The sequence below is a fragment of the Streptomyces asoensis genome (assembly GCF_013085465.1).
Classification (GTDB): Bacteria; Actinomycetota; Actinomycetes; order Streptomycetales; family Streptomycetaceae; genus Streptomyces; species Streptomyces cacaoi_A.
This window is the reverse complement of sequence record NZ_CP049838.1, coordinates 7,792,109-7,814,512: the sequence shown is the minus strand read 5'-3', so window position 1 is coordinate 7,814,512 and position 22,404 is coordinate 7,792,109. Positions and strand designations below refer to the sequence as shown.

General features: G+C 72.5%; 19 protein-coding genes. 8 read left to right on the top strand and 11 right to left on the bottom strand.

Translation table 11 applies throughout. The features are described 5' to 3' along the window. Entirely contained in the window at nucleotides 1-603 is a 603-nt protein-coding gene (locus tag G9272_RS35030; protein WP_171400236.1) for a (2Fe-2S)-binding protein, read from the bottom strand. Then, nucleotides 603-1,493 (bottom strand): FAD binding domain-containing protein, encoded by an 891-nt coding sequence (locus G9272_RS35025; protein WP_171400235.1) that lies wholly within the window; start codon nucleotides 1,491-1,493, stop codon nucleotides 603-605. The genes G9272_RS35030 and G9272_RS35025 overlap by 1 nt, the downstream gene beginning before the upstream one ends. A 383-nt stretch (nucleotides 1,494-1,876) precedes the next feature. Here G9272_RS35025 and G9272_RS35020 point away from each other — a divergent pair, with 383 nt between their 5' ends. Both G9272_RS35020 and G9272_RS35015 read left to right on the top strand, forming a co-directional pair. After that, on the top strand, nucleotides 1,877-3,577 hold the full coding sequence (locus G9272_RS35020; protein WP_171400234.1) for a PucR family transcriptional regulator: 1,701 nt from the start codon (nucleotides 1,877-1,879) through the stop codon (nucleotides 3,575-3,577). 171 nt (nucleotides 3,578-3,748) lie between these two features. Further along, entirely contained in the window at nucleotides 3,749-4,534 is a 786-nt protein-coding gene (locus tag G9272_RS35015) for a hypothetical protein (protein ID WP_171400233.1), read from the top strand. Between the two features lie 204 nt (nucleotides 4,535-4,738). Here G9272_RS35015 and G9272_RS35010 read toward each other — a convergent pair whose 3' ends face one another. Beyond that, nucleotides 4,739-5,563, bottom strand: a complete 825-nt coding sequence (locus G9272_RS35010) for a GntR family transcriptional regulator (RefSeq protein ID WP_171400232.1) — start codon at nucleotides 5,561-5,563, stop codon at nucleotides 4,739-4,741. Nucleotides 5,564-5,719: 156 nt separating this feature from the next. Here G9272_RS35010 and G9272_RS35005 point away from each other — a divergent pair, with 156 nt between their 5' ends. Both G9272_RS35005 and G9272_RS35000 read left to right on the top strand, forming a co-directional pair. Next, entirely contained in the window at nucleotides 5,720-6,568 is an 849-nt protein-coding gene (locus G9272_RS35005) for a (2Fe-2S)-binding protein (RefSeq protein WP_171400231.1), read from the top strand. A gap of 315 nt (nucleotides 6,569-6,883) precedes the next feature. Continuing rightward, nucleotides 6,884-7,948, top strand: a complete 1,065-nt coding sequence (locus G9272_RS35000) for a DUF2637 domain-containing protein (protein ID WP_171400230.1) — start codon at nucleotides 6,884-6,886, stop codon at nucleotides 7,946-7,948. Nucleotides 7,949-8,075: 127 nt separating this feature from the next. On the opposite strand, the gene G9272_RS34995 is transcribed toward G9272_RS35000, so the two are convergent. Next, nucleotides 8,076-8,564, bottom strand: a complete 489-nt coding sequence (locus tag G9272_RS34995; RefSeq protein WP_171400229.1) for an ATP-binding protein — start codon at nucleotides 8,562-8,564, stop codon at nucleotides 8,076-8,078. Between the two features lie 256 nt (nucleotides 8,565-8,820). Here G9272_RS34995 and G9272_RS34990 point away from each other — a divergent pair, with 256 nt between their 5' ends. After that, nucleotides 8,821-9,117 (top strand): hypothetical protein, encoded by a 297-nt coding sequence (locus tag G9272_RS34990; RefSeq protein ID WP_171400228.1) that lies wholly within the window; start codon nucleotides 8,821-8,823, stop codon nucleotides 9,115-9,117. A 458-nt stretch (nucleotides 9,118-9,575) separates the two neighbouring features. Here G9272_RS34990 and G9272_RS34985 read toward each other — a convergent pair whose 3' ends face one another. Then, nucleotides 9,576-10,109 carry a hypothetical protein gene (locus G9272_RS34985; protein WP_253268042.1) on the bottom strand — a complete coding sequence of 178 codons (534 nt, stop codon included), beginning with the start codon at nucleotides 10,107-10,109 and terminating at the stop codon, nucleotides 9,576-9,578. A gap of 137 nt (nucleotides 10,110-10,246) precedes the next feature. Beyond that, nucleotides 10,247-10,897 carry a hypothetical protein gene (locus G9272_RS34980; RefSeq protein ID WP_171400227.1) on the bottom strand — a complete coding sequence of 217 codons (651 nt, stop codon included), beginning with the start codon at nucleotides 10,895-10,897 and terminating at the stop codon, nucleotides 10,247-10,249. A 222-nt stretch (nucleotides 10,898-11,119) separates the two neighbouring features. Between G9272_RS34980 and G9272_RS44815 the strand changes: the two genes are divergently transcribed. Continuing rightward, entirely contained in the window at nucleotides 11,120-12,688 is a 1,569-nt protein-coding gene (locus tag G9272_RS44815; RefSeq protein WP_216377846.1) for a helix-turn-helix domain-containing protein, read from the top strand. 24 nt (nucleotides 12,689-12,712) lie between these two features. On the opposite strand, the gene G9272_RS34965 is transcribed toward G9272_RS44815, so the two are convergent. Beyond that, nucleotides 12,713-14,455: a pyruvate dehydrogenase gene (locus tag G9272_RS34965; protein ID WP_171400226.1), complete on the bottom strand. Its 1,743-nt coding sequence runs from the start codon at nucleotides 14,453-14,455 to the stop codon at nucleotides 12,713-12,715. Between the two features lie 62 nt (nucleotides 14,456-14,517). Further along, nucleotides 14,518-16,053: a protein phosphatase 2C domain-containing protein gene (locus G9272_RS45575; RefSeq protein ID WP_437184387.1), complete on the bottom strand. Its 1,536-nt coding sequence runs from the start codon at nucleotides 16,051-16,053 to the stop codon at nucleotides 14,518-14,520. A gap of 1,170 nt (nucleotides 16,054-17,223) precedes the next feature. Here G9272_RS45575 and G9272_RS34955 point away from each other — a divergent pair. Beyond that, the gene (locus tag G9272_RS34955; protein WP_171400225.1) at nucleotides 17,224-18,207 is read left to right on the top strand and encodes a helix-turn-helix domain-containing protein; all 984 of its coding nucleotides are present in this window, start codon (nucleotides 17,224-17,226) and stop codon (nucleotides 18,205-18,207) included. 72 nt (nucleotides 18,208-18,279) lie between these two features. Continuing rightward, on the top strand, nucleotides 18,280-18,762 hold the full coding sequence (locus G9272_RS34950; protein WP_171400224.1) for a DUF456 domain-containing protein: 483 nt from the start codon (nucleotides 18,280-18,282) through the stop codon (nucleotides 18,760-18,762). Nucleotides 18,763-18,814: 52 nt separating this feature from the next. Here the strand turns inward: G9272_RS34950 and G9272_RS34945 are convergent, their stop codons facing one another. The 3 genes from G9272_RS34945 to rsgA form a co-directional block, all read right to left on the bottom strand. Continuing rightward, a complete protein-coding gene (locus tag G9272_RS34945) occupies nucleotides 18,815-19,327 on the bottom strand; it encodes a methylated-DNA--[protein]-cysteine S-methyltransferase (protein WP_171400223.1) in 513 nt (170 codons plus the stop codon). Further along, the gene (locus tag G9272_RS34940) at nucleotides 19,324-20,733 is read right to left on the bottom strand and encodes a bifunctional transcriptional activator/DNA repair enzyme AdaA (protein WP_171400222.1); all 1,410 of its coding nucleotides are present in this window, start codon (nucleotides 20,731-20,733) and stop codon (nucleotides 19,324-19,326) included. Before G9272_RS34940 ends, G9272_RS34945 begins: the two co-directional genes overlap by 4 nt. Nucleotides 20,734-21,084: 351 nt before the next feature. Continuing rightward, nucleotides 21,085-22,185, bottom strand: coding sequence for a ribosome small subunit-dependent GTPase A (gene rsgA, locus G9272_RS34935; protein ID WP_437184335.1), 1,101 nt, complete (start codon nucleotides 22,183-22,185; stop codon nucleotides 21,085-21,087). Between the last annotated feature and the right edge of the window lie 219 nt (nucleotides 22,186-22,404).

Below are 22,404 nucleotides of genomic sequence, written 5' to 3'. Positions count from 1 at the left end.
TCAGACCGCCTCTCCCTGACGGGCGGCCGCCAGGCGGACCGCGTCCATGATCTTCTCGTAACCGGTGCACCGGCAGAGGTTGCCGGAGAGCGCCTCGCGGATGTCCGCGTCGCTCGGGTTCGGATTGCGTTCCAGCATCTCGTCGGCCGCGACCAGCAGCCCCGGAGTGCAGAAACCGCACTGGACGGCGCCGGCGTCGATGAACGCCTGCTGGATCGGGGCGAGTTCGGTTCCCTCACCGGTGTGGGAGTCGGCGCCCTTGGCCGGCCGTCCGTCGGCCTCGTCGAGGGAGGTGTCCGACGCGCCCGACGCGCCGCAGGAACCGGTTCCACAACCGCCGTGCTCGGCGCGCTGCTTGGCGTACTCCGCGAGGCCCTCGACGGTGACGACGTCGCGGCCCTCGGCCTGTCCGGCGGCTACCAGGCAGGAACACACCGGGACGCCGTCCAGCCGGACCGTGCACGAGCCGCACTCGCCCTGCTCGCAGGCGTTCTTCGAACCCGGCAGCCCGAGCCGCTCACGCAGCACGTAGAGCAGGCTCTCGCCCTCCCACACGTCGTCCGCTTCCTGCGGACGTCCGTTGACAGTGAAGTTGACGCGCATCACGCGGCTCCCTTTGCGGTGCGGCGGGGGCCGCGGTACGACTCCCACGTCCAGGTCAGCGTGCGGCGGGCCATGACGCCCACCGCGTGCCGTCGGTAACTCGCCGTCCCCCGGACGTCGTCGATGGGGCTGCACGCGGCGGCGCACAGGTCCGCGAACTGCTTGGCGACCGACGGGGCGATGATCTTTCCGTTGTCCCAGAAACCGCCTTCTTCGAGCGCCGCGTTGAGGAAGTCCTCGGCGTTCTTCGCCCGAACGGGGGTGGGCGCGGCCGAGCCGATGCCGGTACGGACGGTCCGGGACTGCGGGTGCAGCGCGAGACCGAAGGCGCAGACGGCGATGACCATGGCGTTGCGGGTACCCACCTTGGAGTACTGCTGCGGGCCGTCGGCCTTCTTGATGTGCACGGCGCGGATCAGCTCGTCGGGGGCGAGCGCGTTGCGCTTCACGCCGGTGTAGAAGGCGTCGATCGGGATCCGGCGGGTACCGCGCACCGACTCCGCCTCGACCTCGGCGCCGGCCGCCAGCAGGGCGGGGTGGGCGTCGCCGGCCGGGGAGGCGGTGCCGAGGTTGCCGCCGACGCCGCCGCGGTTGCGGATCTGCGGGGAGGCCACGGTGTGCGAGGCGAGGGCCAGGCCCGGCAGCTCCGTACGCAGGTTCTCCATGATCCGGGTGTAGGGGACGGAGGCGCCGAGCCGCACGCTCTCCTCGCCGACCTCCCATGCATAGAGGTCATCCACGCGGGTGAGGTCGAGCAGGTACTCGGGCCTGCGGTGGTCGAAGTTGATCTCGACCATCACGTCGGTGCCACCCGCAATCGGCACAGCGGTGGGGTGCTCGGCCTTGGCGGCGAGCGCCTCCTCCCAGCTGGCGGGGCGAAGGAAGTCCATGACCGGCTCTCTTCTTCGTCTCTTGAGTCTCGTGAGTCGTATCGAGCCAGAATCGGGTGCGGCGGGCCCGGCTCGTATCTGTGGTGTTCACGCGGAGTGAGGCCAGTACACAGCGCCTTGCTCCGACCGGGTCAGTCACGGAAACCATGAAGGAGTTGGCTGGTCGGTCCAGGCATCTTGTAGATTCGTATGAACGGAGGTCCTCAGTAACCTCCTCGTTTTCCTGTGGAAACGTAGGAAACGACCTGGCCACCGAAGAATGCGGTTCGTGACTGTCCGCCGCACGGGTCGGACTCGCCGGGGCGGGGCCGACGGCGGGTCCTCTCCCACCACGTCCTTCAGGATTCATCGTAGTTTTCGAGACAAAGAACGGCGGCGACGAGATGCGGCTGCGCGCACTGCTGGACACCGATGCGCTGGGCCTCAGGCTCCTCGGCGGCGGGGACGAGCTGGACCGCACGGTACGGGGTGTCATGACCACCGACCTGCGGGACCCCAGCCGCTACCTCTCCGGGGGCGAGCTGGTGCTGACGGGCCTGGCGTGGCGCCGGGACGCGGCGGACTCCGAGCCGTTCGTACGGATCCTGGTGCAGGCCGGCGTGGCGGCGCTCGCGGCCGGTGAGGCGGAGCTGGGGGCCGTTCCGGAGGACCTGGCCGTGGCCTGCGCCCGGCACCGTCTCCCGCTGTTCGCGGTGCACGAGTCGGTGGCCTTCGCGACGATCACCGAGCACGTCGTGCGGCAGGTGTCCGGCGAGCGCGCCGGGGACCTCGCGGCCGTCGTGGACCGGCACCGCCGGATGATGACCTCGGGCCCGGCGGGCGGCGGCCCGGACGTGGTCCTGGACCTGCTCGGCTCCGACCTGGACCTGCGGGCCTGGGTCCTGTCCCCCACCGGGCGGCTCATCGCGGGCCCGAAGGTGGCGGGGCCCGGCCTGCCGCCCGACGCGTGCGCGAAGCTGGCGGCCGAACACCTTGCGGCCGTCCGCACCGGGCGGCGCGGACCGCACCGGGTGATCATGGGCCAGACGACGTACTCGCTGTTCCCGATCCGCAGCGGCGGCCGCGCCCCGCAGGCCCCACGGACCTCGCAGGCCGCCCAGGCATCGCGGGACGTGCGCGAGAGCGTCCTGTCGGACTGGCTGCTGGCCGTCGAGGCGGACGCCGGGGACTGGGCGGACGAGCGCCTCGACCTGCTCCAGGGCGTCACTCAGCTGATCGCCGTCGAGCGGGACCGCCGGGACGCCGCGCGCACGGTGCGCAGGCGCCTCGCGCAGGAGGTGCTGGAGCTGGTCCAGACGGGCGCGGCGCCGGCGGAGATCGCGGCCCGCCTGCGGGTGGCCGCGCCGGTGCTGCTGCCGGGGCTGGGGGCCGCCCCGCACTGGCAGGTGGTCGTGGCCCGGGTCGAGTGGGACGAAGGCGGCCTGGAGGCCGGCCCGGTCGCCCAGTCGCTCCTGGAGGAGATCCTGGTCGACCCGCTCGCCACCGGACCCGAGCCCTCCGACCGTATCGCCGTGGCCCACACCGGCGACGAGGCCATCGCCCTGGTCCCGCTGCCGGCGGTGTCGAGCGAGCACGACGGCTCCGAGACCGGCCTCCTCGCCGACGCGCTGCTCGCGGCGGTTCGGGAGCCGCTGTCGTCCGGCCTCGACGGCGACGGGCGGCTCACGCTGGGCGTCAGCGCGGCCGTGCACTCGGCGGAAGGGCTGCGCGGGGCCCTGGAGGAGGCACGGCACGCCCGGCGCGTGGCCGCCGCCCGCCCCGGCCGGGTCTGCGCGGCGGGCCACCAGGAACTGGCCTCGCACGTGCTGCTGCTCCCGTTCGTCCCGGACGATGTGCGGAAAGCGTTTACCGCCCGTCTCCTGGACCCGCTGCGCGACTACGACCGACGGCACCGCGCCGAGCTGATCCCGACCCTGGAAGCGTTCCTGGACTGCGACGGTTCCTGGACGCGGTGCGCGTCCCGGCTGCACCTGCACGTCAACACACTGCGCTACCGGGTCGGACGGATCGAGCAGTTGACGGGCCGTGACCTCTCGCGGCTGGAGGACAAGCTGGATTTCTTCCTTGCGCTGCGGATGAGCTGACACCGGACCGACACCGGTTACCACCCCTGGGGCACGAGCAGTCGAACCCTTTGGGGCGCGGAGTCCCACGACTTTGTGAAATCCTTCACCCGCCCCCTTGGCCCGGCCCCGCGATCCGTGCTGAGATGCGGCCACCACTCAAAGCTCGACGGCGCGCTCGGGGAGGGCAACGTGGCGTACACCGCCATGTCTGGTACCGGAACGACCTCAGGTGACGATCCCCTCCAGACCGCGGTATGGCGGCTGCGCTCGCGCGCCTGCTGGGCCGACGCGGCGGCTCTGCTCCCGCCGGACAGCGCGGCGGGCGCGATCCAGCGGGCCTCACTGCTCGTGGAACGGTGCCTGTACACCGAGCAGGGCTGGCAGGACGCCGAGGACGCGCTGCGCACGGCGGAGGCGCTGGCCCACGACGACGAGGAACGCGGCGCGGCCGCTTGTGAACGAGGGCAACTTGCCTACGCGGCCACGCTGCACGGTGTGCGCGACCGGGTGGACGAGGCGCGGGCCGCGCTCGGCCGGGCGGCGGCGCTGATCCCGCCGGACGCGCCCGGACGGGCGCTGCTGGACTTCCGCCGGGGCCTGCTCGCCGAGAACATCTCGCGTTCCCCGCAGGCCGCGAGGGCCGCGTACCGGCGCGCCCACACGGCTGCCGCGGCCCACTCCGACTCGCTGCTGCTGTCCTTCACCTGGCGCCACCTCGCCGGACTCGCCCTGCGCGACGGTGAGGTGGCGGAGGCCCGGCACGGCTTCGCCGAATCGCTGCGCATCCGGGAGGAGTTGGGCTACCTGGTGGGAACCGCCCCGGCGCTCGCCTCGCTGGCGGACGCGGAGGTCGACCCGGAGGCCTCGCGGTTGCGCGAGGAGGCGCGCCGGCTGTTCCGGCTCCTGGGCGGCGTACCGACCTGGCTGGCACGGCAGTTGGCACCACCGCCGACGCCCAGCCCATCCGGAGTCTGAGGACGGGGCCGCGTCAGGGCGCGGGTGAGCGAGGCGGCGCCTTCACTGCTCGAGGGGATGGGAGGAGGCATCTTCGCAGCTCGGGCTGACGAGGTCTTGCGCGCGCTGTGGGCCATGGCTCGCGTCGGGCGGCGCGCGGCGCGGCCGCTTCAGCGCCGACCGGGCTCAGGGGGCGGTCGGACCGCGGCCCCGGCAGCCGTCGGCTCAGCCGCGTGCGCCGGTGAAGTGCCCGCGCACCAGCGCCTGCGCCCGGTCCGGCTCCCCCGCCGTCAACGCTTCCAGCAGCGCCATGTGCTCCGCCGCGTCGGCCACGAGATCCGTCCGCCCGCGCCGCACCGAACCGCCGGCCAGCGGCCACTGCGAGCGCCGGTGCAGATCCTCGGCGACGCCGACCAGTTGCTCGTTGCCGGACAGGGCGAGCACCGCCCGGTGGAAGATCCGGTCGGCCTCCGCGTACGTGGCCGGGCAGCCGGAGGCCGCCGCGCGCACGCTCGCCTCGCCGACCGGCCGCAGCTCCGCCCAGCGCTCGGCGGGCACCGTACGGGCGAGCCGCAGCATCACGGGAACCTCGATCAGCGCGCGTACCTCGGCCAGCTCGGCCAGCTCGCGCGTGCCTCGCACGATCACCCGGAAGCCCCGGTTGGGGACGACCTCGACGGCGCCTTCCAGCGCGAGCTGCTGCATCGCCTCGCGGACCGGCGTCGCGGAGACCCCGAAGCGATCGCCGAGGACCGGCGCCGAGTACACCTCGCCCGGCAGCAGTTCCCCGGCGACGAGCGCGGTGCGCAGCGCGTCGAGGATCTGGCCGCGCACCGAGGCGCGCTGCACCACCGGCCGGGGACGCGGGACGGGGATCTCGCTGTGCGTGTGCTCGCCGCGTGCGGCGCCGGTCGGGCCGCATCTCTCCCGGTCCGCGCCCTCGCCGTACTCGGCGGACCCCCGTGACTGCGCCGGCACCCGGGCACGGCCCTCGGCCCCCGGCACGGCCGGAGTTCCGGTACCGGTGGAGCTCTGCGCACCCTGCTCCACGGGGCCTCCTCCGGCCTTGTCGGTACTTGGGGTCATTACGGCTGGTTGTTACTCGTCCGTCAAGCACCTTAGGCGTACTGGCCGTCAGTTCAAATCCCGACGATACTGAGTAAGGTAAGGCTTACCTTTAGTTCCTCTCGAAACGGCGGTCCCGGCATGCTCACAGCCTCGTCGGCCACAGCGGAGGCCTACGCCCGTCTCGCGGAGGTCTTCCCCGACCTGACCGTCACGGAGCTGGGACACCGGGAACCGTTTCCGCAGGGCGGCGGCTGGGTCGCCGCGGCCGACCTCGCGCAGGGCGGAGCGGCGCTGGAGGCCTTCCTCGCCTGGGACGACGCCCAGGTCCTCCGCGACTACGGCCGGCCCGCGCGCCCGGACGTCGTGGCGAGCTTCGGACTGCACCGGTACTCCTGGCCCGCCTGTCTGCTGATCACCGTCCCCTGGTTCCTGCACCGCCGGGTGCCCCGCCTCCCCGTGACACACGTCTCGTACGACCGCACCGGCGACGGCATGCGGATGGCCGTCCGGCCGCCCACCTCCTTCGCCTGTCTGCCGGGCGATCCGGCGGCACTGCTGCCCGGCGCCCGGGTGGTCCCTGACGAGGAGGCGCTCCGGGCGGAGGTGCGGGCGGCGATAGCCGAGCACCACGAGCCGGTGCTCGCCGGGTTCGGACCACCCGCGCGTCGCCGCGGCCGGGCCCTGTGGGGCATGGTGACCGACGAGATCGTCGAGGGCCTCTGGTACGTCGCCGAGCTGCTCGGCGAGGGCGAGAAGGACCGGGCGCGACGGGAACTGGAGCTGCTCCTGCCGGGCGCCACCCGGCCCTACGTCGGCTCGGCGTCCTTCCGCGAGCTGACCGGACCCGACGGCGAGACCCTGCCCACCCGGGACCGGGCGAGCTGCTGCATGTTCTACACACTGCGCCCCGAGGACGCCTGCGCCACCTGCCCGCGCACCTGCGACGCGGACCGCGTCACCAAGCTCACCGCGGCCGCCGCCAGTTGACGCGGCCTCAGGCTCACCCCGGGGCATGACGCCGTCGGACGTCCCGTAAGATCACCCGGACGAGACTCTCCTCCCAGGGTTACAGGCAATTCACAATTTCCTCACTTACCCCGGGAACTTTCCGAGGAACCACCCGTACGGGTAGTCTTATTCGAACTCAACTCCCGCCCCTCAAGCGGCAGTTCGAGCAGAACGTCGCCCTGGGCATCCCCTTGCACTTCCTTGGCGGCCTCTTGCCCCGAAACCCCCTGAGGGACGGCGGGATTGCGCCACTATGGCGGGCGTTACGCCCTATCCCAATGCAAGGGACCCCAGATGAGATTGACCGACATATCGCTGAACTGGCTGCTTCCGGGCGCCGTACTGCTCCTGGGCATGCTGGCGGCGGTGGCGGTGCTCGCGCGCGGCAAGCGCTCCTCCGGGGCAAACGCCAGCGCGGACGATTCGTGGGAGCGTACCGAGGAGCGCCGCAGGCGCAAGGAAGCCATATATGGCACCGCCTCCTACGTCCTTCTGTTCTGCTGTGCGGCCGTGGCCGCCGCGCTCTCCTTCCACGGTCTGGTCGGCTTCGGCCAGCAGAACCTCGGCCTCACCAACGGCTGGGAGTACCTGGTCCCGTTCGGCCTCGACGGCGCGGCCATGTTCTGCTCCGTGCTCGCGGTGCGCGAGGCCAGTCACGGTGACGCCGCACTCGGCTCCCGGATACTCGTGTGGACGTTCGCGGGCGCCGCGGCCTGGTTCAACTGGGTGCACGCGCCCAGGGGCCTCGGCCACGACGGCGCGCCGCAGTTCTTCTCCGGCATGTCCCTCTCGGCTGCCGTGCTCTTCGACCGGGCCCTGAAGCAGACCCGCCGGGCCGCGCTGCGCGAGCAGGGTCTCGTGCCCCGTCCGCTCCCGCAGATCCGCGTCGTGCGCTGGGCACGCGCCCCCCGCGAGACCTACAAGGCCTGGTCGCTGATGCTCCTCGAGAACGTGCGCAGCCTGGACGAGGCCGTCGAGGAAGTCCGCGACGACAAGGCCCGCAAGGAAGAGACGAAGCTGCGCCGCCGCGAGCAGCACCGCGTCGAGCGGGCGCAGTTGAAGGCGATCAGCAGGGGCCACGGCCCTCGCTTTCCCGGCCGCGGTGGCGGCGGTGGTGGCCGTCAGGAGGCTCCGGCCGCCCTGGAGCCGGCCACGGCCGAGCGGGTCTCCGCGGAGCCTGCCATAGCCAACTCGGCGGAGCAGCTGCCCGTACGCTCACGGCACTCCCTTCAGCCCGTGCGCCACGGAGCTGACTCCTCGATCACCGTCGACCTCACCGCGGAGGACGACACCATGGCCCTGCCGCGCCTCGACTCCCTGGAGCGCAAGCTCAAGGACCTGGAGCAGCAGTTCGGCTGACGGTTCATCAGATATCACGGGAAGGGGGCGCGACCGCCGAGGTCGCGCCCCCTTCCCGTTGCCCGTCGTTCAGCGACGGTTGCTCATCAAAAACCGTTGCTCAACGGTCGGTTGCCGTCGGCTTCGCTCACGCGGCTCCGGCGCCCAGCTCGAACCAGACGACCTTTCCGCCGCCCTGCGCCCGTACCCCCCACGTGTCCGCGAGCGATTCCACCAGGACCAGACCCCGGCCGTGCGTGGCCTCGTCGGCGCTCGGCACCCTCGGCCGTGGACGGTGGGCCGCGCAGTCCCGCACCTCCACCCGCAGGCCGGACGGTGAGACGGTGGCCGTCAGGACCGCGTCGTCGTCGGTGTGCACGAGCGCGTTGGTGACGAGTTCACTGGTGAGCAGTTCCGCCGTCTCCGACCGCCCCGGCCTGCCCCAGCCCCGCAACAGCTCCCTCAGCGCCCGGCGCGTCTCGGGCACCGCCCGCAGGTCCGCCCGCCCGAGTCTGCGCCTGAGCTGCGACGCCCGGTCCTGCTCCGTCACGTCCTCGGCCCTGTTCTCCCCCGCCTGTCTCGTCGCCGAGGTGCCCGCGATCGCCGTCGGACCGCTTCCCCGTGCCTGCCTCTCCATGACCCCCGCCCGCGTGTCGATGTGGGTTCCCCTCCTGCTCGAACACGTTCACGGGGATCCTTGCCCGGTCGACACCGCGCCAGTCATGTCGAATCATCGACGCCCGGGTGTTCGGCCATGTTCGGGCGGGCCTCCAGGACGCTCCCGGGAACGGGGAGACCGTCCGACAGCACTGTTCGGGCCGTCGGGGACGGGGCCGCACACCAGGCGTCCGACCCTCGCGCGAGCGCGTCCGGAGCGAGCGCCGGGACGGTTCGTGCGTCCCGCGCGGTATGTGGCCGCTGTGCCGCTGGTGACGTCGGCGCGGCACAAGCCTGACGAGCCGGTGCCGGTGGAACGGGCCGTGCACGCCGTCCATGATCCCGCCGCGGCCGGCGCCCGGCGGGGAAAGCCCTGGTCGACGAGCCGATTCCGGTTGGTGGGGCACGTACTGGAACAAGGGGCGGGCCGCCGGGCGGAGGCGGTGATCGGCCCCGTTTTCCGGTCGAAGGGCCTGCCGTACGACGGCGTCGGCGTGCCTTCGGGGGGCGTGCCCCCGCGCAACGGCACCTGACCCTCACCTCCCTCGCGAGCGGGAGTGAGCCGGCGTATCCGCGGTGCGATACGGCCGCCGGTCCGGCCGTCCCGCCCGCCTCCGAACCTACGCACCCAGGTGGCCCGCCGACCGCCGGGGATCGGCCCGTCTGCCGATTCGCCCCTGCCGACCTGGCCGTACGCGAAGAAGAGGTGGGACAGCAGATACCGCTCTCACCGCGTCGACCGTCGCCCTGAACCATGCCGCCGCGCCGAGCGCGCCGTGGCGCGGCCGACGAGGTTGGCCGGAATCCGCTGGTGCGGAACGACCTCGGCAGGGAAAAGGGTTGGGCGGGCCGATGATCGAGCTGTTGACGCAGAGGTCGCCGGGAGTGCCCCGACGGCAAAGGGCACTCCACCTCGGCCTGTCCCGCGGCATCGGCGTCCGGCCGCCGAGCCGGACGCCGACACCACCTCTCACGTCAGGGCGGCGGTGTCCTAGCCGGCCTCGACTCCCGTCGTGCCGATGTGGAAGATCTTGTGGGTGCCGCGGGTCATGTCGACGATGAGCTTCGTGGTCCCGCTGCCCCAGGTGAGGGTGACGACGGCCTCCGTGTAGTTCGCCGTGCCGTTGTCGGTGACCTTCCACGCGAGCGGGACGTTCTGGGCCTGGAGGACGCCGTTGGCGTGGTTCTTGTCCTCCCAGGCCGCCAGCTCCTTCTGGAAGGCGGGGGTGAGGTAGTGCTTGCGGAGTTCGTCCGCGAGCTTGTCGCCGCCCTCGTCGGTCACCGCGTCGATGTAGGCGCCGTAGAAGTCGGCGATGCGCGTGATGTTGTCGGACGGCTTGCCGCTCACGCTGCGCGGGCTGCCGGCGGAGGCCTGCGCCGTCACGCCGAGACCGAGGGCCAGGGCGAGGCCGGCGGCCAGGGCCGTACGACGGCGGGCGGTACGGAAACGGGCCTTGCTGTCACCGGTCGCGCTGCTCCTGCCGGTCGTGCTGATGTCACCGGTCGTGCTGTTGTTGCTGATCATGTGCGTGTTCCCCGTATGTCTCGTGTGTGCGGCCTGTCCGGCCTGACTGGTGGCTGTGCGGTCGTACGGGGCCACCGACCCTCCCGACCCCCGTGGCGGGAGGGCGGCGGCCCCGGTTCTTCCTCGGTGGTCGTGTGTCAGTGGAGCTTGTTGACGGCCGTGACGGTCGTCTTCTTGAAGGCCTTCACCGGGGCGTCGCCGAAGTCGCCCAGCCGGCCCCAGTCCACGACGGTCACCGTCGTACCGTCCCGGCCGACGGAGAGGAGGCGGATGTCGGTCGCGCCCCAGGAGGTCTCGGTGTGCAGGCCGTAGACGTGGGCGCCTTCCTCCACGTTCAGCCTCCCGTAGTCCTTGAGCGTGGCCTCGACCTCCGGGTCGGCCTGCTCGATCCACGCGGGACAGGACTTGATGTCCTGGTCGACCCGGGAGAACCGGCCCTTCGCCGCGCTGACGCTCGACAGCTCGACGCTCACCTGACGGGCGCTCGTGTCGAGGTCGGTCCGGAAGTCCCGGTACCAGGAGTCCCAGCCGTCGCCCAGCGCCATGCCTAGGCAGCGGTCCACCTCCACGTCCGGTGACGCGCCGGCGGTGACCCTGCCGGCCGTCCAGGGCGAGCTGGGGTGCGGGGGAAGGTCGGCGGCCGAGAGGAAACCGGGCGGTCGCGGAGTGGCGGCGCCCGCCGGTACGGCGAGTACGGTGCCGAGGGCGAGGCCCGCGGCCGTGAGTGCGGTGAGCCCGGTGAGCCCGGTGAGCCCGGTGAGCGTGCCCGCTCGGGTGCGCTTGGACATGGGTGTCCCCCGTGAGTAAGTGCATGGCTGTGGGTAGTCACTACGACGCCGGTTGGTCGGTCCGGCCCTGGTCGGTGCGACACCAAGAGCATCGGCGGTCCGGGCGGCCCGGTGCAACGGTCAGCGCCCGATCGGCCGAGGTGGAACCATCCCAGGCCATCTGACGTGCAGGTATATGTGTGCCTGGGATGACCGCCGGGCCGGACGAACACGGGGAGAACGGTGTCGACCGACGACGGTGTGGCCGATGTGACGGAGTTCGCGGCGCTGCTGACGGAACTGAAGGGGCGCACGGAGCGCAGCTACGGCTCCCTGGCCCGTCGGCTGGGCATGAACACCTCGACGTTGCACCGGTACTGCGCCGGGGAAGCGGTTCCGCAGGATTTCGCCCCCGTCGAACGGCTCGCGGAGTTCTGCGGGGCGACCCCGGACGAACGCCTCGAACTGCACCGGCGGTGGCTGCGAGCGGTGGCGGCCCGCCAGCGGGCCCGGACCACGGCGACTCCGGAGACACCGGAAGCCCGGGAAACACGGGAAACCCAAGAAGCTCAGGAAGCTCAGGAAGCTCAGGAATCTCAGGAAACACGTGAGGCCTACGAACGGTCGGAAACACCGGGAACGACGGCGTTACCGGTAACGCCGGTAACGCCGGTAACGCCGGTAACGCCGGTAACGCCGGTAACGCCGGTAACGCCGGTAACGCCGGTAACGCGGGAAACGACGGCGACGCCGGTTGCGCCGGAAGCCGCGACGGCCTCGGAGACCGCGAACCCCTCTGAAACGCCGACAGAAACGGACGCTTGGCTCACGGCGGACACGCAAGCTCGGAAACCGGACGGGAAACCGGTACCGCCTCGCCGTTGGTACCGCCGTCGGCGCACCACGGTCGCCGTCGGTGTCGCCTGCGCACTGCTCGCCACCCTGGGCACGCTGTCCGCGCTGCCCGGCGGTGGCCACCCCTCGGCCTCCGGCGACGCGGCCCGGTCCTCCGGTTCCGCCACGGCCGCGCCCCGGACGACGGTCTCGTCCCACTCCCCGACCCCCGGCGCCGGCTCGACCACCTCCCCCACACCCGGCACCGCCTCCGCCTCCGCCCGCCCCGCGAGGACCTCCCCCTCCCCGGACACCTCCCCGGCCGGTGGCAAGGCCTCGAAACCCGCGTCGGGCGTACCGCTCGCCTGGACGGTCGACTCACAGGTCTGGGCGCTCGGTTGCGGTCACGACTACGTCATCGACAAGCCGCCGGCGCAGGTTCCACCGCCCCCGGCGGAGCAGGACGCCGGCCCCTGGGCGACCGCCCAGGGAGCGGTGCACGGGCGGGAGACCAACGTGGAGATCTCGGTGCAGGGCCGCAGTTCCACGGCCGTCGTGCTGACGGCGCTGCGCGTGCGGGTCGTGGGGCGCACCGCACCCATGCCGGGCACCGCGTACGCCATGGACCAGGGCTGCGGCGGCTCCCTCAGCAAGCGTTACTTCGCGGTCGACCTGGACAAGGACCGTCCCGTGGCGCACTCGGTCGCCGGCAATGACGCGGGCACGCCGATCCCGGCGGTGAGCCTGCCCTACCGCGTGTCCAGCACCGACCCCGAGGTGCTGCTGGTCACGGCACGGACCGAGACCTGCGCCTGCGACTGGTACCTCGAACTGGACTGGTCGTCCCAGGGCCGTACCGGCACGGTCCGTATCGACGACCGCGGCCGCCCGTTCCGCACGAGCGGCATCAAGGGACTGCCGCGCTACTGGTACGGCTCCGAGAACGGTGAACGTCAGTGGGTCCCGACCGGCGACTGACATCCCTGACCGGCCGCCATCGTCCTACGGTCGGGGCACGTTACGGAGGTTGGAACGGGCCAGCTGAAGCATCCGGCCCACTCCGCCATCGAGAACGATCTTCGAGGCAGAGAGTGCGAAACCGGTTACCATCTCGGCGCTGATCTTCGGCGGGATGGACAGGGCGTTGGGGTCGGTGACGATGTCGACGAGGGCCGGGCCCTTGTGCCGGAAGGCGTCCTTCAGGGCGCCTGCCAGCTGTTTGGGCTTCTCGACGCGCACCCCGTGGGCACCACAGGCTCGGGCGACGGCGGCGAAGTCGGGGTTCTTGTTGGTCGTGCCGTACGAGGGCAGACCGGCGACCAGCATCTCCAACTCGACCATGCCCAGGGATGAGTTGTTGAAGAGGACCACCTTCACCGGCAGGTCGTACTGCACCAGCGTCAGGAAGTCGCCCATCAGCATGGAGAAACCGCCGTCGCCGGACATCGACACGACCTGACGGCGGCGGTCGGTGAACTGGGCGCCGATCGCCATGGGCAGCGCGTTCGCCATGGAGCCGTGGGAGAAGGAACCGATGACACGACGACGGCCGTTGGGCGTGAGATAGCGGGCGGCCCAGACGTTGCACATACCGGTGTCCACGGTGAACACGGCGTCTTCGTCGGCGAGTTCGTCGAGGACGGCGGCGACATACTCGGGATGGATGGGAACGTGTTTCTCCACTTTCCGCGTGTACGCCTTCACCACGCCCTCCAGCGCGTCGGCGTGCTTCTTCAACATCCGGTCGAGGAAGCGCCGGTTCTCCTTGGCCCGCACCCGCGGGATGAGACAGCGCAGGGTCTCCCTTACGTCGCCCCATACGGCGAGGTCCAGTTTCGAGCGTCGGCCGAGGTGTTCGGGGCGTACGTCGACCTGGGCGATCTTCACGTCGTCGGGGAGGAAGGCGCTGTAGGGGAAATCGGTTCCGAGCAGGATCAGCAGGTCGCACTCGTGAGTGGCCTCGTAGGCGGCGCCGTAACCGAGGAGACCGCTCATCCCGACGTCGTACGGATTGTCGTACTGAATGTGTTCCTTGCCGCGCAACGCATGCCCCACCGGGGACTTGATCTTCCCGGCGAACTCCATGACCTCGGCATGCGCGCCGGCCGTGCCGCTGCCGCAGAACAGGGTGACCTTGTCGGCCGTGTCGATCAGCGCGACGAGCGCGTCGATCTCGGCGTCGCCGGGGCGGACGGTGGGCCGGGCGGTGACGAGAGCGGTTTCGACGGCTTTCTCGGGGGCGGGCTGGTCGGCGACGTCACCGGGGAGCGACACGACGCTGACGCCACTGCGCCCGACCGCGTTCTGGATCGCGGTGTGCAACAGCCGGGGCATCTGTTTCGGGCTGGAGATCAGCTCGCTGTAGTGGCTGCACTCGCGGAACAACTGATCGGGGTGGGTCTCCTGGAAAAAGCCGAGACCGATTTCGCTGGACGGGATGTGCGAGGCGAGGGCCAGGACGGGGGCCATGGAGCGGTGGGCGTCGTAGAGGCCGTTGATGAGATGGAGGTTGCCGGGTCCGCAGGACCCCGCGCAGGCCGCGAGCTTCCCGGTGATCTGGGCTTCCGCACCGGCGGCGAAGGCGGCCGTCTCCTCGTGACGGACGTGGATCCAGTCGATGGCGGGGTTGCGCCGCACCGCGTCCACCACGGGATTGAGGCTGTCTCCCACGACTCCGTAGAGGCGCCGCACTCCCGCGCGGGCGAGGATGTCCACGAACTGTTCCGCGACGTTCTGCTTGGCCATGGATCGACGCACCCCTTCGGTCTCCTCGGGTCCATCCCTCCACAGTGGCCGCGGCGACTCGGTTACGCCTCCCAGACGGCCGCGGCCGTGCGGTCGTCGGCGTAGCCCTTCACTCTCACCTGGGTGTCGGCGAGGAAGGCGGCGAGTCCGGGCGGGGTGGGGCCCGACCAGCGTCCCGTCAGGTACGCGGACAGCTCCGGCTCCCCGCGCAGGGGTTCGGCCAGGCCGTCGGTGCACATCAGGAGCGTGTCACCCGGGCGGGCTACGGAGGCGCGGAAACGGAACGGCTCGCGGGGAGGTCCCGGGTCCGGGTCGTAGGGGTTCGGCGGTGTGGTGATGCCCAGGTCCATGGTGAGCCGGTCGCCCTCGGGCGTCTCGGCGGGCAGTGAGCCGAACCCGACGACCGGCTCGCCCGCCACCTCACCCACCTGCGGCTCGATGTCCCGCCACACACCGCCACGCAGCCGGAACAGTCCGCCGGCGCCGACGCCGAAGAAGACGCGCGTACGGCACGCGGGGTCGGCGGGCAGGAGGAGACAACGCAAGGTGGCCGCGTACTCCTCCGGTTCCAGGCCCTGTTCGGCGGCGCTGGCGCGGAGCCGGCCGAGGCTGCGGTCGGTGAGCCGGTGCAGGCCCGACTTCAGGTCTCCGCGCCTGGCCGCCCGCATGTCCTCGGCGAGCCGGACGTGACTGCGGCCCACGGCCCGCCCGATCCACCGGCACACCTCGGCGGCCGCGCGATGCGCTCCCGGGGTCGCCCGGGCACCGGTCGCCATCGCGACCAGGATCAGCGCCTGCTCCCCCGCGCCGAAGCGTGCGGTGAGGAACGAGTCACGGCGCGGCTCCCCCCGGTACCGCGCGGAGTCCCCCCGCACCGACGCGGCCCGCAGCGCCCAGACTCCGTACCGGGCGCCGTCCAACACGGTGTCGGCGACCAGGTCGGCGAGGTCGTCCGGATCCGCGGGCGGAAGAGCGGTGGGCTCGGCGTCGTAGGTGGGCGGCCCGGAACCGACGTAGTCCTTGGCGGTGGACAGGGGCGGAAGGGCGGGAAAGGCCGGAAAGCTGAGGACGGTGGGGGGATGGTCCGGCGGGGAGATGCTCGGGGAGACGGGGGCGCGCTCGGCATCCGGCTCGCGTTCGGGGGCGGGCGCGGGGTTCGTCGCGTAGAGGCGGGCAGCCGAGCCGTCGACGGAGGCGGTGGGGGCCTGCGGGGGCGGCGGCGCGTGGGCCGGAACGGGGGGCATCGTGGGCGGTGGAGGCGGCGCGGCGAGTGAGGCCGACCCGGTGCCCTCGCCGGGTGCGGTCGCGGTCTCCGGCCCGGCGGGTGAGGTCGTCGGCAGTGCGGGCGGGGGCGGGGCGGACGGAGGCGCGGGCGGGACGGACTGCGCCGGGGGTTCGGGGGCGCCGGGGGGTGTCTCCGTCGACGCAAGGCCGTCGGCGGCGGAGGGGGCGGGGGCGGAGTCGTGGGGCGCCCGCTCGGCGAATCCCGGTGGCAGCGGACGGGGCGGGAAGTTCGTGGGACCGGCGGGCGTGGCCGACGGCGGCTCCCAGGGAGCGCGGTGCCGCCCCGGCGGGCCGGCACCCTGGTCCGTTTCCACGGCACCTGCGCCGACGCCGACACCCTGCTCGGCGACGTCACGCTCTGGACCGCGCCCGATGCCGTCACGCCCGGCGTCGCGTCCGGTGCCACGCCCGGCGTCGCGTCCGGTGCCACGCCCCGCGTCCTGTTCGGTGCCATGCTCGGTGTCGCTCCAGCCGTCACGCACGTCGCCGTCGCCGTCGCGTCCGGCGCCGGCACCGGCACCGGCACCGGCACCGGCACCGGCACCGGCAGCCTGTTCGGGGTCCGGCCCGGTATCCCTTGGGATCTCCCACTCGGTGTCCCGCCCCGGGGCGGACTCGGCGGCGGATCGGCTCCGGGGCAGCGGCACGGCGGCCTCCGGGGACGGTGGCGCCCCCGCCGTCGTCGCGGCCGACGAGCTCCACCAGTCCGTCCGTCCGGCGGAACCGGACCGCTCGCCGCGGGGTGCCGGCACCGGACCCGCGCCGCCGGGAGCGTCCGCGCCGTCCGCGTGGCCCTCCGTGTCGCCCGCGCCCTTCAGGTGGTGCGGCGCCGCCGTGGACGTGGGACCGCCGACGCCGTCCGGCGTACCCCCGCTCTCCGTCGCACCACCGGAGCGCACCGCCCCGGCGGCCGACGCGAAACGGTCGTCCAGGGAGTCTCCGGTGCGCGCGGGCCCCGTGTCCTCGGTGGCGTCGTCGTACAACTGCCCCCACCAGTCGTCCTCGTGACCGGTGGGCCTTCCCCCCTGCTGGCTCATGCCCCCGATTGTCCACCGCACGGCCCGGATGAAAACGGGGCATCCGGAAAATGCGCCACCGCAGGTGTGTCGAACAGCAAGCCGAGTGACGTCCTGAACACCCGTGCGAAGCACGGTGCGACAGAGGTCGCCGAGCGGTTCCACCCCCCACGGGAGAACCGCCCGGCGACATGGGGTGACCCGGTCTCATATCCCCTATGCGCCCCTGCGCGTCATGAGCCGGATCACGTTCTCGAAAGGTTTCCGCGCCGCGGCGTTGTGGCCGACCGACCCGAGTCTGCGGCGTTCCTGGACCTCCGCTGTGGATGATCAGTGGATGATCACGTGTTTCCGCCGTGGCCACACCTTGGCAGAGTGACCGGCGGTACGGCGATGATGTGCGGCGGCGGGTTTACGCCGTGGCTGTTTCCCGCCACTCACGGGACGTCAGAAGGAGAGAAACCCCCGATGCTGGGAGCGATAGGGCTGGACGAGACGCACGAGTCGGCCTACCGGGCGCTGGTGTCCGTGGGCGCCGCCGACGTGCCCGACCTGGCGCGCCGGCTGGCCCTCGGCGAGCACGACACCGAACGCGCGCTGCGCCGGCTGGAGCGGCACGGTCTCGCCGCGCAGTCCTCAGGTCGCCCCGGCCGGTGGGTCGCCGCGCCTCCGGGCGTCGCCCTGGGCGCGCTGCTCACCCAGCAGCGGCACGAGCTGGAGAAGGCCGAGCTGGCGGCGGCCCTGCTCGCCGAGGAGTACCGGGCGGCCGCCGCCGAACCGGCGGTGCACGACCTGGTCGAGGTGGTGACGGGCGCCGCCGCCGTCACCCAGCGCTTCCTCCAGATCCAGCTCGGGGCGAGCGAGGAGGTGTGCGCGCTGGTCACCGGCACCCCGGTGGCCGTGACCGGCGGCGAGAACGACGCCGAGGAGCGGGCGACCGCCCGTGGGGTGCGCTACCGCGTCGTACTGGAGCGGGCGGTGCTCGACCAGCCGGACGGCATGACGGAGCTGACCGCCGCGCTGGGCCGGGACGAACAGGTGCGGGTGGTGGACCAGGTGCCGACGAAACTGGTCGTCGCCGACCGCTCGCTCGCCCTGGTGCCGCTGACCGGCCGCTCGGCGGAGCCGGCCGCGCTGGTGGTGCACGCCAGCGGGTTGCTGGAACTGTTGTCGGGCCTGTTCGAGTCGGTGTGGCGGGAGGCGCTGCCGCTGCGCCTCGGCACGGCCGGCGTCGTCGAGCATGCCCAGGACGGTCCCGACGCCACCGACCTGGAGATCCTTTCCCTGCTGCTGGCCGGGATGACCGACGCGAGCGCGGCCAAGCAGCTCGACCTCGGGCTGCGGACCGTGCAGCGCCGGGTGAAGGGGCTGATGGAGCTGACGGGAGTGACGACCCGGCTACAGCTGGGCTGGCACGCGTACGAACGCGGCTGGGTGGCCCGGGAGCACTGACGGTACGCGTCCGCGGTCCGAGTCCGTACGGCTTGACCTGCGCATTCTCCCTGACTCGGGCACCCTGGGCAGATGGGAGTGTCGCAACTCCTGCTGGTCGGACTGGTCATTCTGCTCGGCCTGTGCGGAGTGCTGGTGCCCGGCGTGCCGGGGTCGTGGCTGGTGTGGGCCGCGGTCCTGTGGTGGGCGCTGGAGGATCCGCAGCCGGTCGCCTGGGTCGTGCTGGTCGGTGCCACGGTGACGCTGTTCCTGTCGCAGGTGGTGCGCTGGACGCTGCCGCCCCGTCGGTTGCGGGAGAGCGGCGCGACCCCCCGGATGGCGGTGTACGCGGGGCTCGGCGCGTTCCTCGGCTTCTTCCTGCTCCCCGTGATCGGCGCGATCCCCGGCTTCATGGGCGGCATCTACCTCTCCGAACGTCTCCGCCTGGGCCGCCACGGCGAAGCCCGGGCGGCCCTGCGCACGGCGATGCGCTCGGGCGGCTCCAGCGTCCTCACGGAACTGTTCACCTGCCTGTTGATCATGGGGGCGTGGCTGGGGACGGTTCTGTGGGGATGACGGCTCTACGGGGATCGCGCGCCGGATGACGCGCCCCGAGGCGGCCCCTCGATCAGACGAGAGCCTGGAACCGCTCCTGGAGCGAGCCCTCCAGAGAGAGCAGTCGCACCTTGCACTCCAGCCCGCCCGCGTATCCCGTCAGCGAGCCGTCGGCGCCGATCACCCGGTGGCAGGGGCGCACGATCAGCAGCGGATTCGCGCCGATCGCCCCTCCGACGGCCCGTACGGCCATCCGCGAGGCGCCGACCCGGGCGGCGATCTCGCCGTAGGTCGTGGTCGCCCCGTAGGGCACGGAGTCGAGGGCGGCCCACACGCGCTCGCGGAACTCGGTGCCCTCACTGCGCAGCGGCAGCCGGAACTCCTTCAGCTCGGCGGCGAAGTAGGCGGCGAGCTGTTCCGCGGCGGAGCGGAAGGGTCCGGGGTCGTGCCGCCAGCCGTCCTGGACGGTCCGCCCGCCCTTCTGTCCGGGCACGGAGAGGGAGGTCAGCGTGGCGTCGGCGTCGGCGGTGAGCAGCAGAGCACCGAGCGGGCTCTCCACGCTGGTCCAGTACGTCAGGTCGGTCATCGTTCCTCCGCGGCGCGCAGGTGGTGCAGGGCGTAGGTGCGCCAGGGGCGCCAGGTGTCGGGGACGTCCGGGCCGGGCGGCGCGACGTCGGGGTCGCCGAGGGCACGGGCACGGATCTCCGCGATCGTACGGGCGTCCAGACCGGGCAGCGCGAGCAGCGCCTCCTGGGCCTCGTCCCGGTCGACGCCCGGGTCCAGCCGTACGGTGCCGTCGGCGAGGGCGGCGGTGAGGGCGCCCAGCGGCCCCTCGGGCCCGGCCCCGGACCCGGCCCCGGATTCGGACTGCGCCAGGACGGCCGGTTCGGGGAAGAGGTGGGTGAGGGTCCCGCAGGGCGCGTCGAGGACCTTGCCGTAGGCCCGGACGAGCCGTTCGGCCGCCGCCCGCCCCACGACCGCCCGCACCGCGTACTCCTCCGGATCGGCGGCTCCCGGCGCACGCAGCCCGGGCCGGGCGGCGACCAGCGGGGCGAGCCGCGGATCCGCGCCGAGCCGCTCGTCGACGGCGTACGGGTCGGAGTCGAGGTCGAACAGCCTGCGCAGCCGCTGGACGGCGGTGGTGAGGTCGCGCGGGTCGGTGAGATGCAGCCGGGCCTCGAGCCAGCCGCCGGGGTGGACGGCCGAGGCCCGGCCCGGGTCGCCGGCCCGCTCGTCCACGGCGACGATCCCGGTGCCGTACGGCAGTCGCAGCGTACGGCGGTAGGTACGCCCGCCGGGCGGCCCGCTCACCTCCTCCACCCCGGCCACGGCCTCCCGGCGCAGCAGGTCGAACACGGCGCCCGCGTGGTACGGGCCCCGGTGGGCGAGCCGCAGCGGGATCCCGGCCGACGGGGTGGCGGTGCGGCGGGTCGCGCGTACCGCGGCCCGCAGTTCGGTCGGGGTCGTCGCGTACACGGTCCGGACGGTGTCGTTGAACTGGCGCACGCTGGCGAACCCGGCCGCGAAGGCGATCTCCGTGACCGGCAGGCCCGTCGTCTGGAGCAGGACCCGCGCGGTGTGCGCGCGCTGCGCCCGGGCGAGGGCGACCGGTCCCGCGCCGAGCTCGGCGGTGAGCTGCCGCTGCACCTGGCGGGCGCTGTAGCCGAGCCGTACGGCGAGCCCGGTGACGCCCTCCCGGTCGACGACGCCGTCGCCGATCAGCCGCATGGCCCGGCCGACCACGTCTGCACGCGCGTTCCAGTCGGCCGATCCCGGCACGGCGTCCGGGCGGCACCGCCGGCAGGCCCGGAAACCCGAGCCCTGCGCGGCGGCGGCCGTCGCGAAGAAACGCACGTTGTGGCGTTTCGGCGTCACGGCGGGGCAGCTGGGCCGGCAGTAGATGCCGGTGGTCTCGACGGCGAAGAAGAACTCGCCGTCGAACCGGGCGTCCCGGCTGCGGACCGCCTCGTACCGCGTGTCCTGGTCCGTCATGGACTCCAGTCTTCGCGCCCGAGAGAAACCGTGCTAGCGGAAATCGGACGTGATGCTGAACCGGAAACGGGTTGCCGGGCCGGAACGGGTGGCCGGCCCGGCAAGCGTTACCGACCACGTACGCGTTACCGGGACCGGGACCGGGACCGGCAAGCGTTACCGGGGCCGGGACCGGCAAGCGTTACCGAACCACGCACGCGTTACCGGGACCAGCAAGCGTTACCGGACCACGCACGCGTTACCGGGACCAGCAAGCGTTACCGGACCACACATGCGTTACTGCGACCGGCAAGCGTTTCCGGAACAGGCACGCACTACCGCAACGGGAAGCGTTGCCGGAACAGGCAAGCGTTACCGCGGAGGAGCGGGTCGCCACGGCCCGCGCCCTCGCTTCGCCTCCCCCGCGGCCCGGCCGGCGGCCTGCTTGCGCTTCCAGTCCTGGCGGACGTCGGCGCGCACGCGGGCGTCGGACTTGGCGACGATCCACTGGTTCTCCCGGACGAGCTTGTGGTAGCTCTCCAGCCGGCGCGTCGGCAGCTCCCCGTCCTCTACGGCCGCCCGCACCGCGCACCCCGGCTCGGACTCGTGCGCGCAGTCGTGGAACCGGCAGTCCCGGGCGAACTCCTCGATCTCCGAGAAGACCTGTCCGACCCCGGTGCCCGCGTCCCAGAGGCCGACGCCGCGCAGTCCGGGCGTGTCGATGAGAACGCCTCCGCCGGGCAACGGCAGCAGGTTGCGGGTGGTGGTGGTGTGCCGCCCCTTGCCGTCCATGTCTCGGGTGGCCTGGACGCCCATCACGTCCTCGCCGACGAGCGCGTTCGCGAGCGTCGACTTGCCCGCGCCGGACGCCCCGAGCAGCACGGAGGTGCCCCGGTCGAGGAGCGCGGCGAGCTCCTCGACGCCGTCACCGTCGCGCGCGCAGACGGTGAGCACGGGCACGCCGGGCGCGCTCGCCTCGACGTCCTCGACGAGGTACGACAGCGCGACCGGGTCGGGCACCAGGTCGGCCTTGGTGAGTACGACGACGGGCTGGGCGCCGGACTCCCAGGCCAGCGCCAGGAACCGCTCGACGCGACCGAGGTCGAGTTCGACGGCCAGGGACATCGCGACGACGGCGTGGTCGACGTTGGCGGCGAGGATCTGTCCCTCGGACCGCTTGGAGGAGGTGGAGCGCACGAAGGCCGTACGGCGCGTCAGAAGTGTCCGTACGTACCGCGGATCGGCGTCCTCGGGATCGACGGCGACCCAGTCGCCCGTGCAGACGACCTTCAGCGGGTCACGGGGAACGACGAACTCGGTGTCGGCGCGCACGACGCCCGCCGCGGTGACGACATCGCACAGTCCACGGTCGACCCGCACCACACGGCCGGGCAGCAGGCCCCGCTCGGCGTAGGGGGCGAACTCGGCTTCCCGGTCGGCGTCCCAGCCGTACGCGGCGAGAGGCAGCGGCAAAGCCGAAGAGGAGAAGGCGGAAGTGGAGGTGGAGGAGAAATGCAAGGGAAACCCTTCACAGGGACGGCCCCGGCAGCGCTCGCGTACGCGAAGCGGAAGAAGTGGTCAGCCGGAGACCGCGGAGGTGGAGTGAACGAACGTCTGGTCGCTGCGAACAGCACCCTTCTCGGCGACAGTCATCGGTCACACCTCCCGTTCCTCATGTTTCTCACACGACTG

What these genes read in the sequence shown, in the direction of transcription:
- G9272_RS35005 (WP_171400231.1), top strand. Translation starts at nt 5,720, where the DNA reads ATGCTCACAGCCTCGTCGGCCACAGCGGAGGCCTACGCCCGTCTCGCG.
- G9272_RS35020 (WP_171400234.1), top strand. Translation starts at nt 1,877, where the DNA reads ATGCGGCTGCGCGCACTGCTGGACACCGATGCGCTGGGCCTCAGGCTC.
- G9272_RS34965 (WP_171400226.1), bottom strand. Translation starts at nt 14,455, where the DNA reads ATGGCCAAGCAGAACGTCGCGGAACAGTTCGTGGACATCCTCGCCCGC.
- G9272_RS34945 (WP_171400223.1), bottom strand. Translation starts at nt 19,327, where the DNA reads ATGACCGACCTGACGTACTGGACCAGCGTGGAGAGCCCGCTCGGTGCT.
- G9272_RS34985 (WP_253268042.1), bottom strand. Translation starts at nt 10,109, where the DNA reads ATGATCAGCAACAACAGCACGACCGGTGACATCAGCACGACCGGCAGG.
- G9272_RS34995 (WP_171400229.1), bottom strand. Translation starts at nt 8,564, where the DNA reads ATGGAGAGGCAGGCACGGGGAAGCGGTCCGACGGCGATCGCGGGCACC.
- G9272_RS34950 (WP_171400224.1), top strand. Translation starts at nt 18,280, where the DNA reads ATGGGAGTGTCGCAACTCCTGCTGGTCGGACTGGTCATTCTGCTCGGC.
- G9272_RS35030 (WP_171400236.1), bottom strand. Translation starts at nt 603, where the DNA reads ATGCGCGTCAACTTCACTGTCAACGGACGTCCGCAGGAAGCGGACGAC.
- G9272_RS35000 (WP_171400230.1), top strand. Translation starts at nt 6,884, where the DNA reads ATGAGATTGACCGACATATCGCTGAACTGGCTGCTTCCGGGCGCCGTA.
- G9272_RS34955 (WP_171400225.1), top strand. Translation starts at nt 17,224, where the DNA reads ATGCTGGGAGCGATAGGGCTGGACGAGACGCACGAGTCGGCCTACCGG.
- G9272_RS34940 (WP_171400222.1), bottom strand. Translation starts at nt 20,733, where the DNA reads ATGACGGACCAGGACACGCGGTACGAGGCGGTCCGCAGCCGGGACGCC.
- G9272_RS34980 (WP_171400227.1), bottom strand. Translation starts at nt 10,897, where the DNA reads ATGTCCAAGCGCACCCGAGCGGGCACGCTCACCGGGCTCACCGGGCTC.
- G9272_RS35025 (WP_171400235.1), bottom strand. Translation starts at nt 1,493, where the DNA reads ATGGACTTCCTTCGCCCCGCCAGCTGGGAGGAGGCGCTCGCCGCCAAG.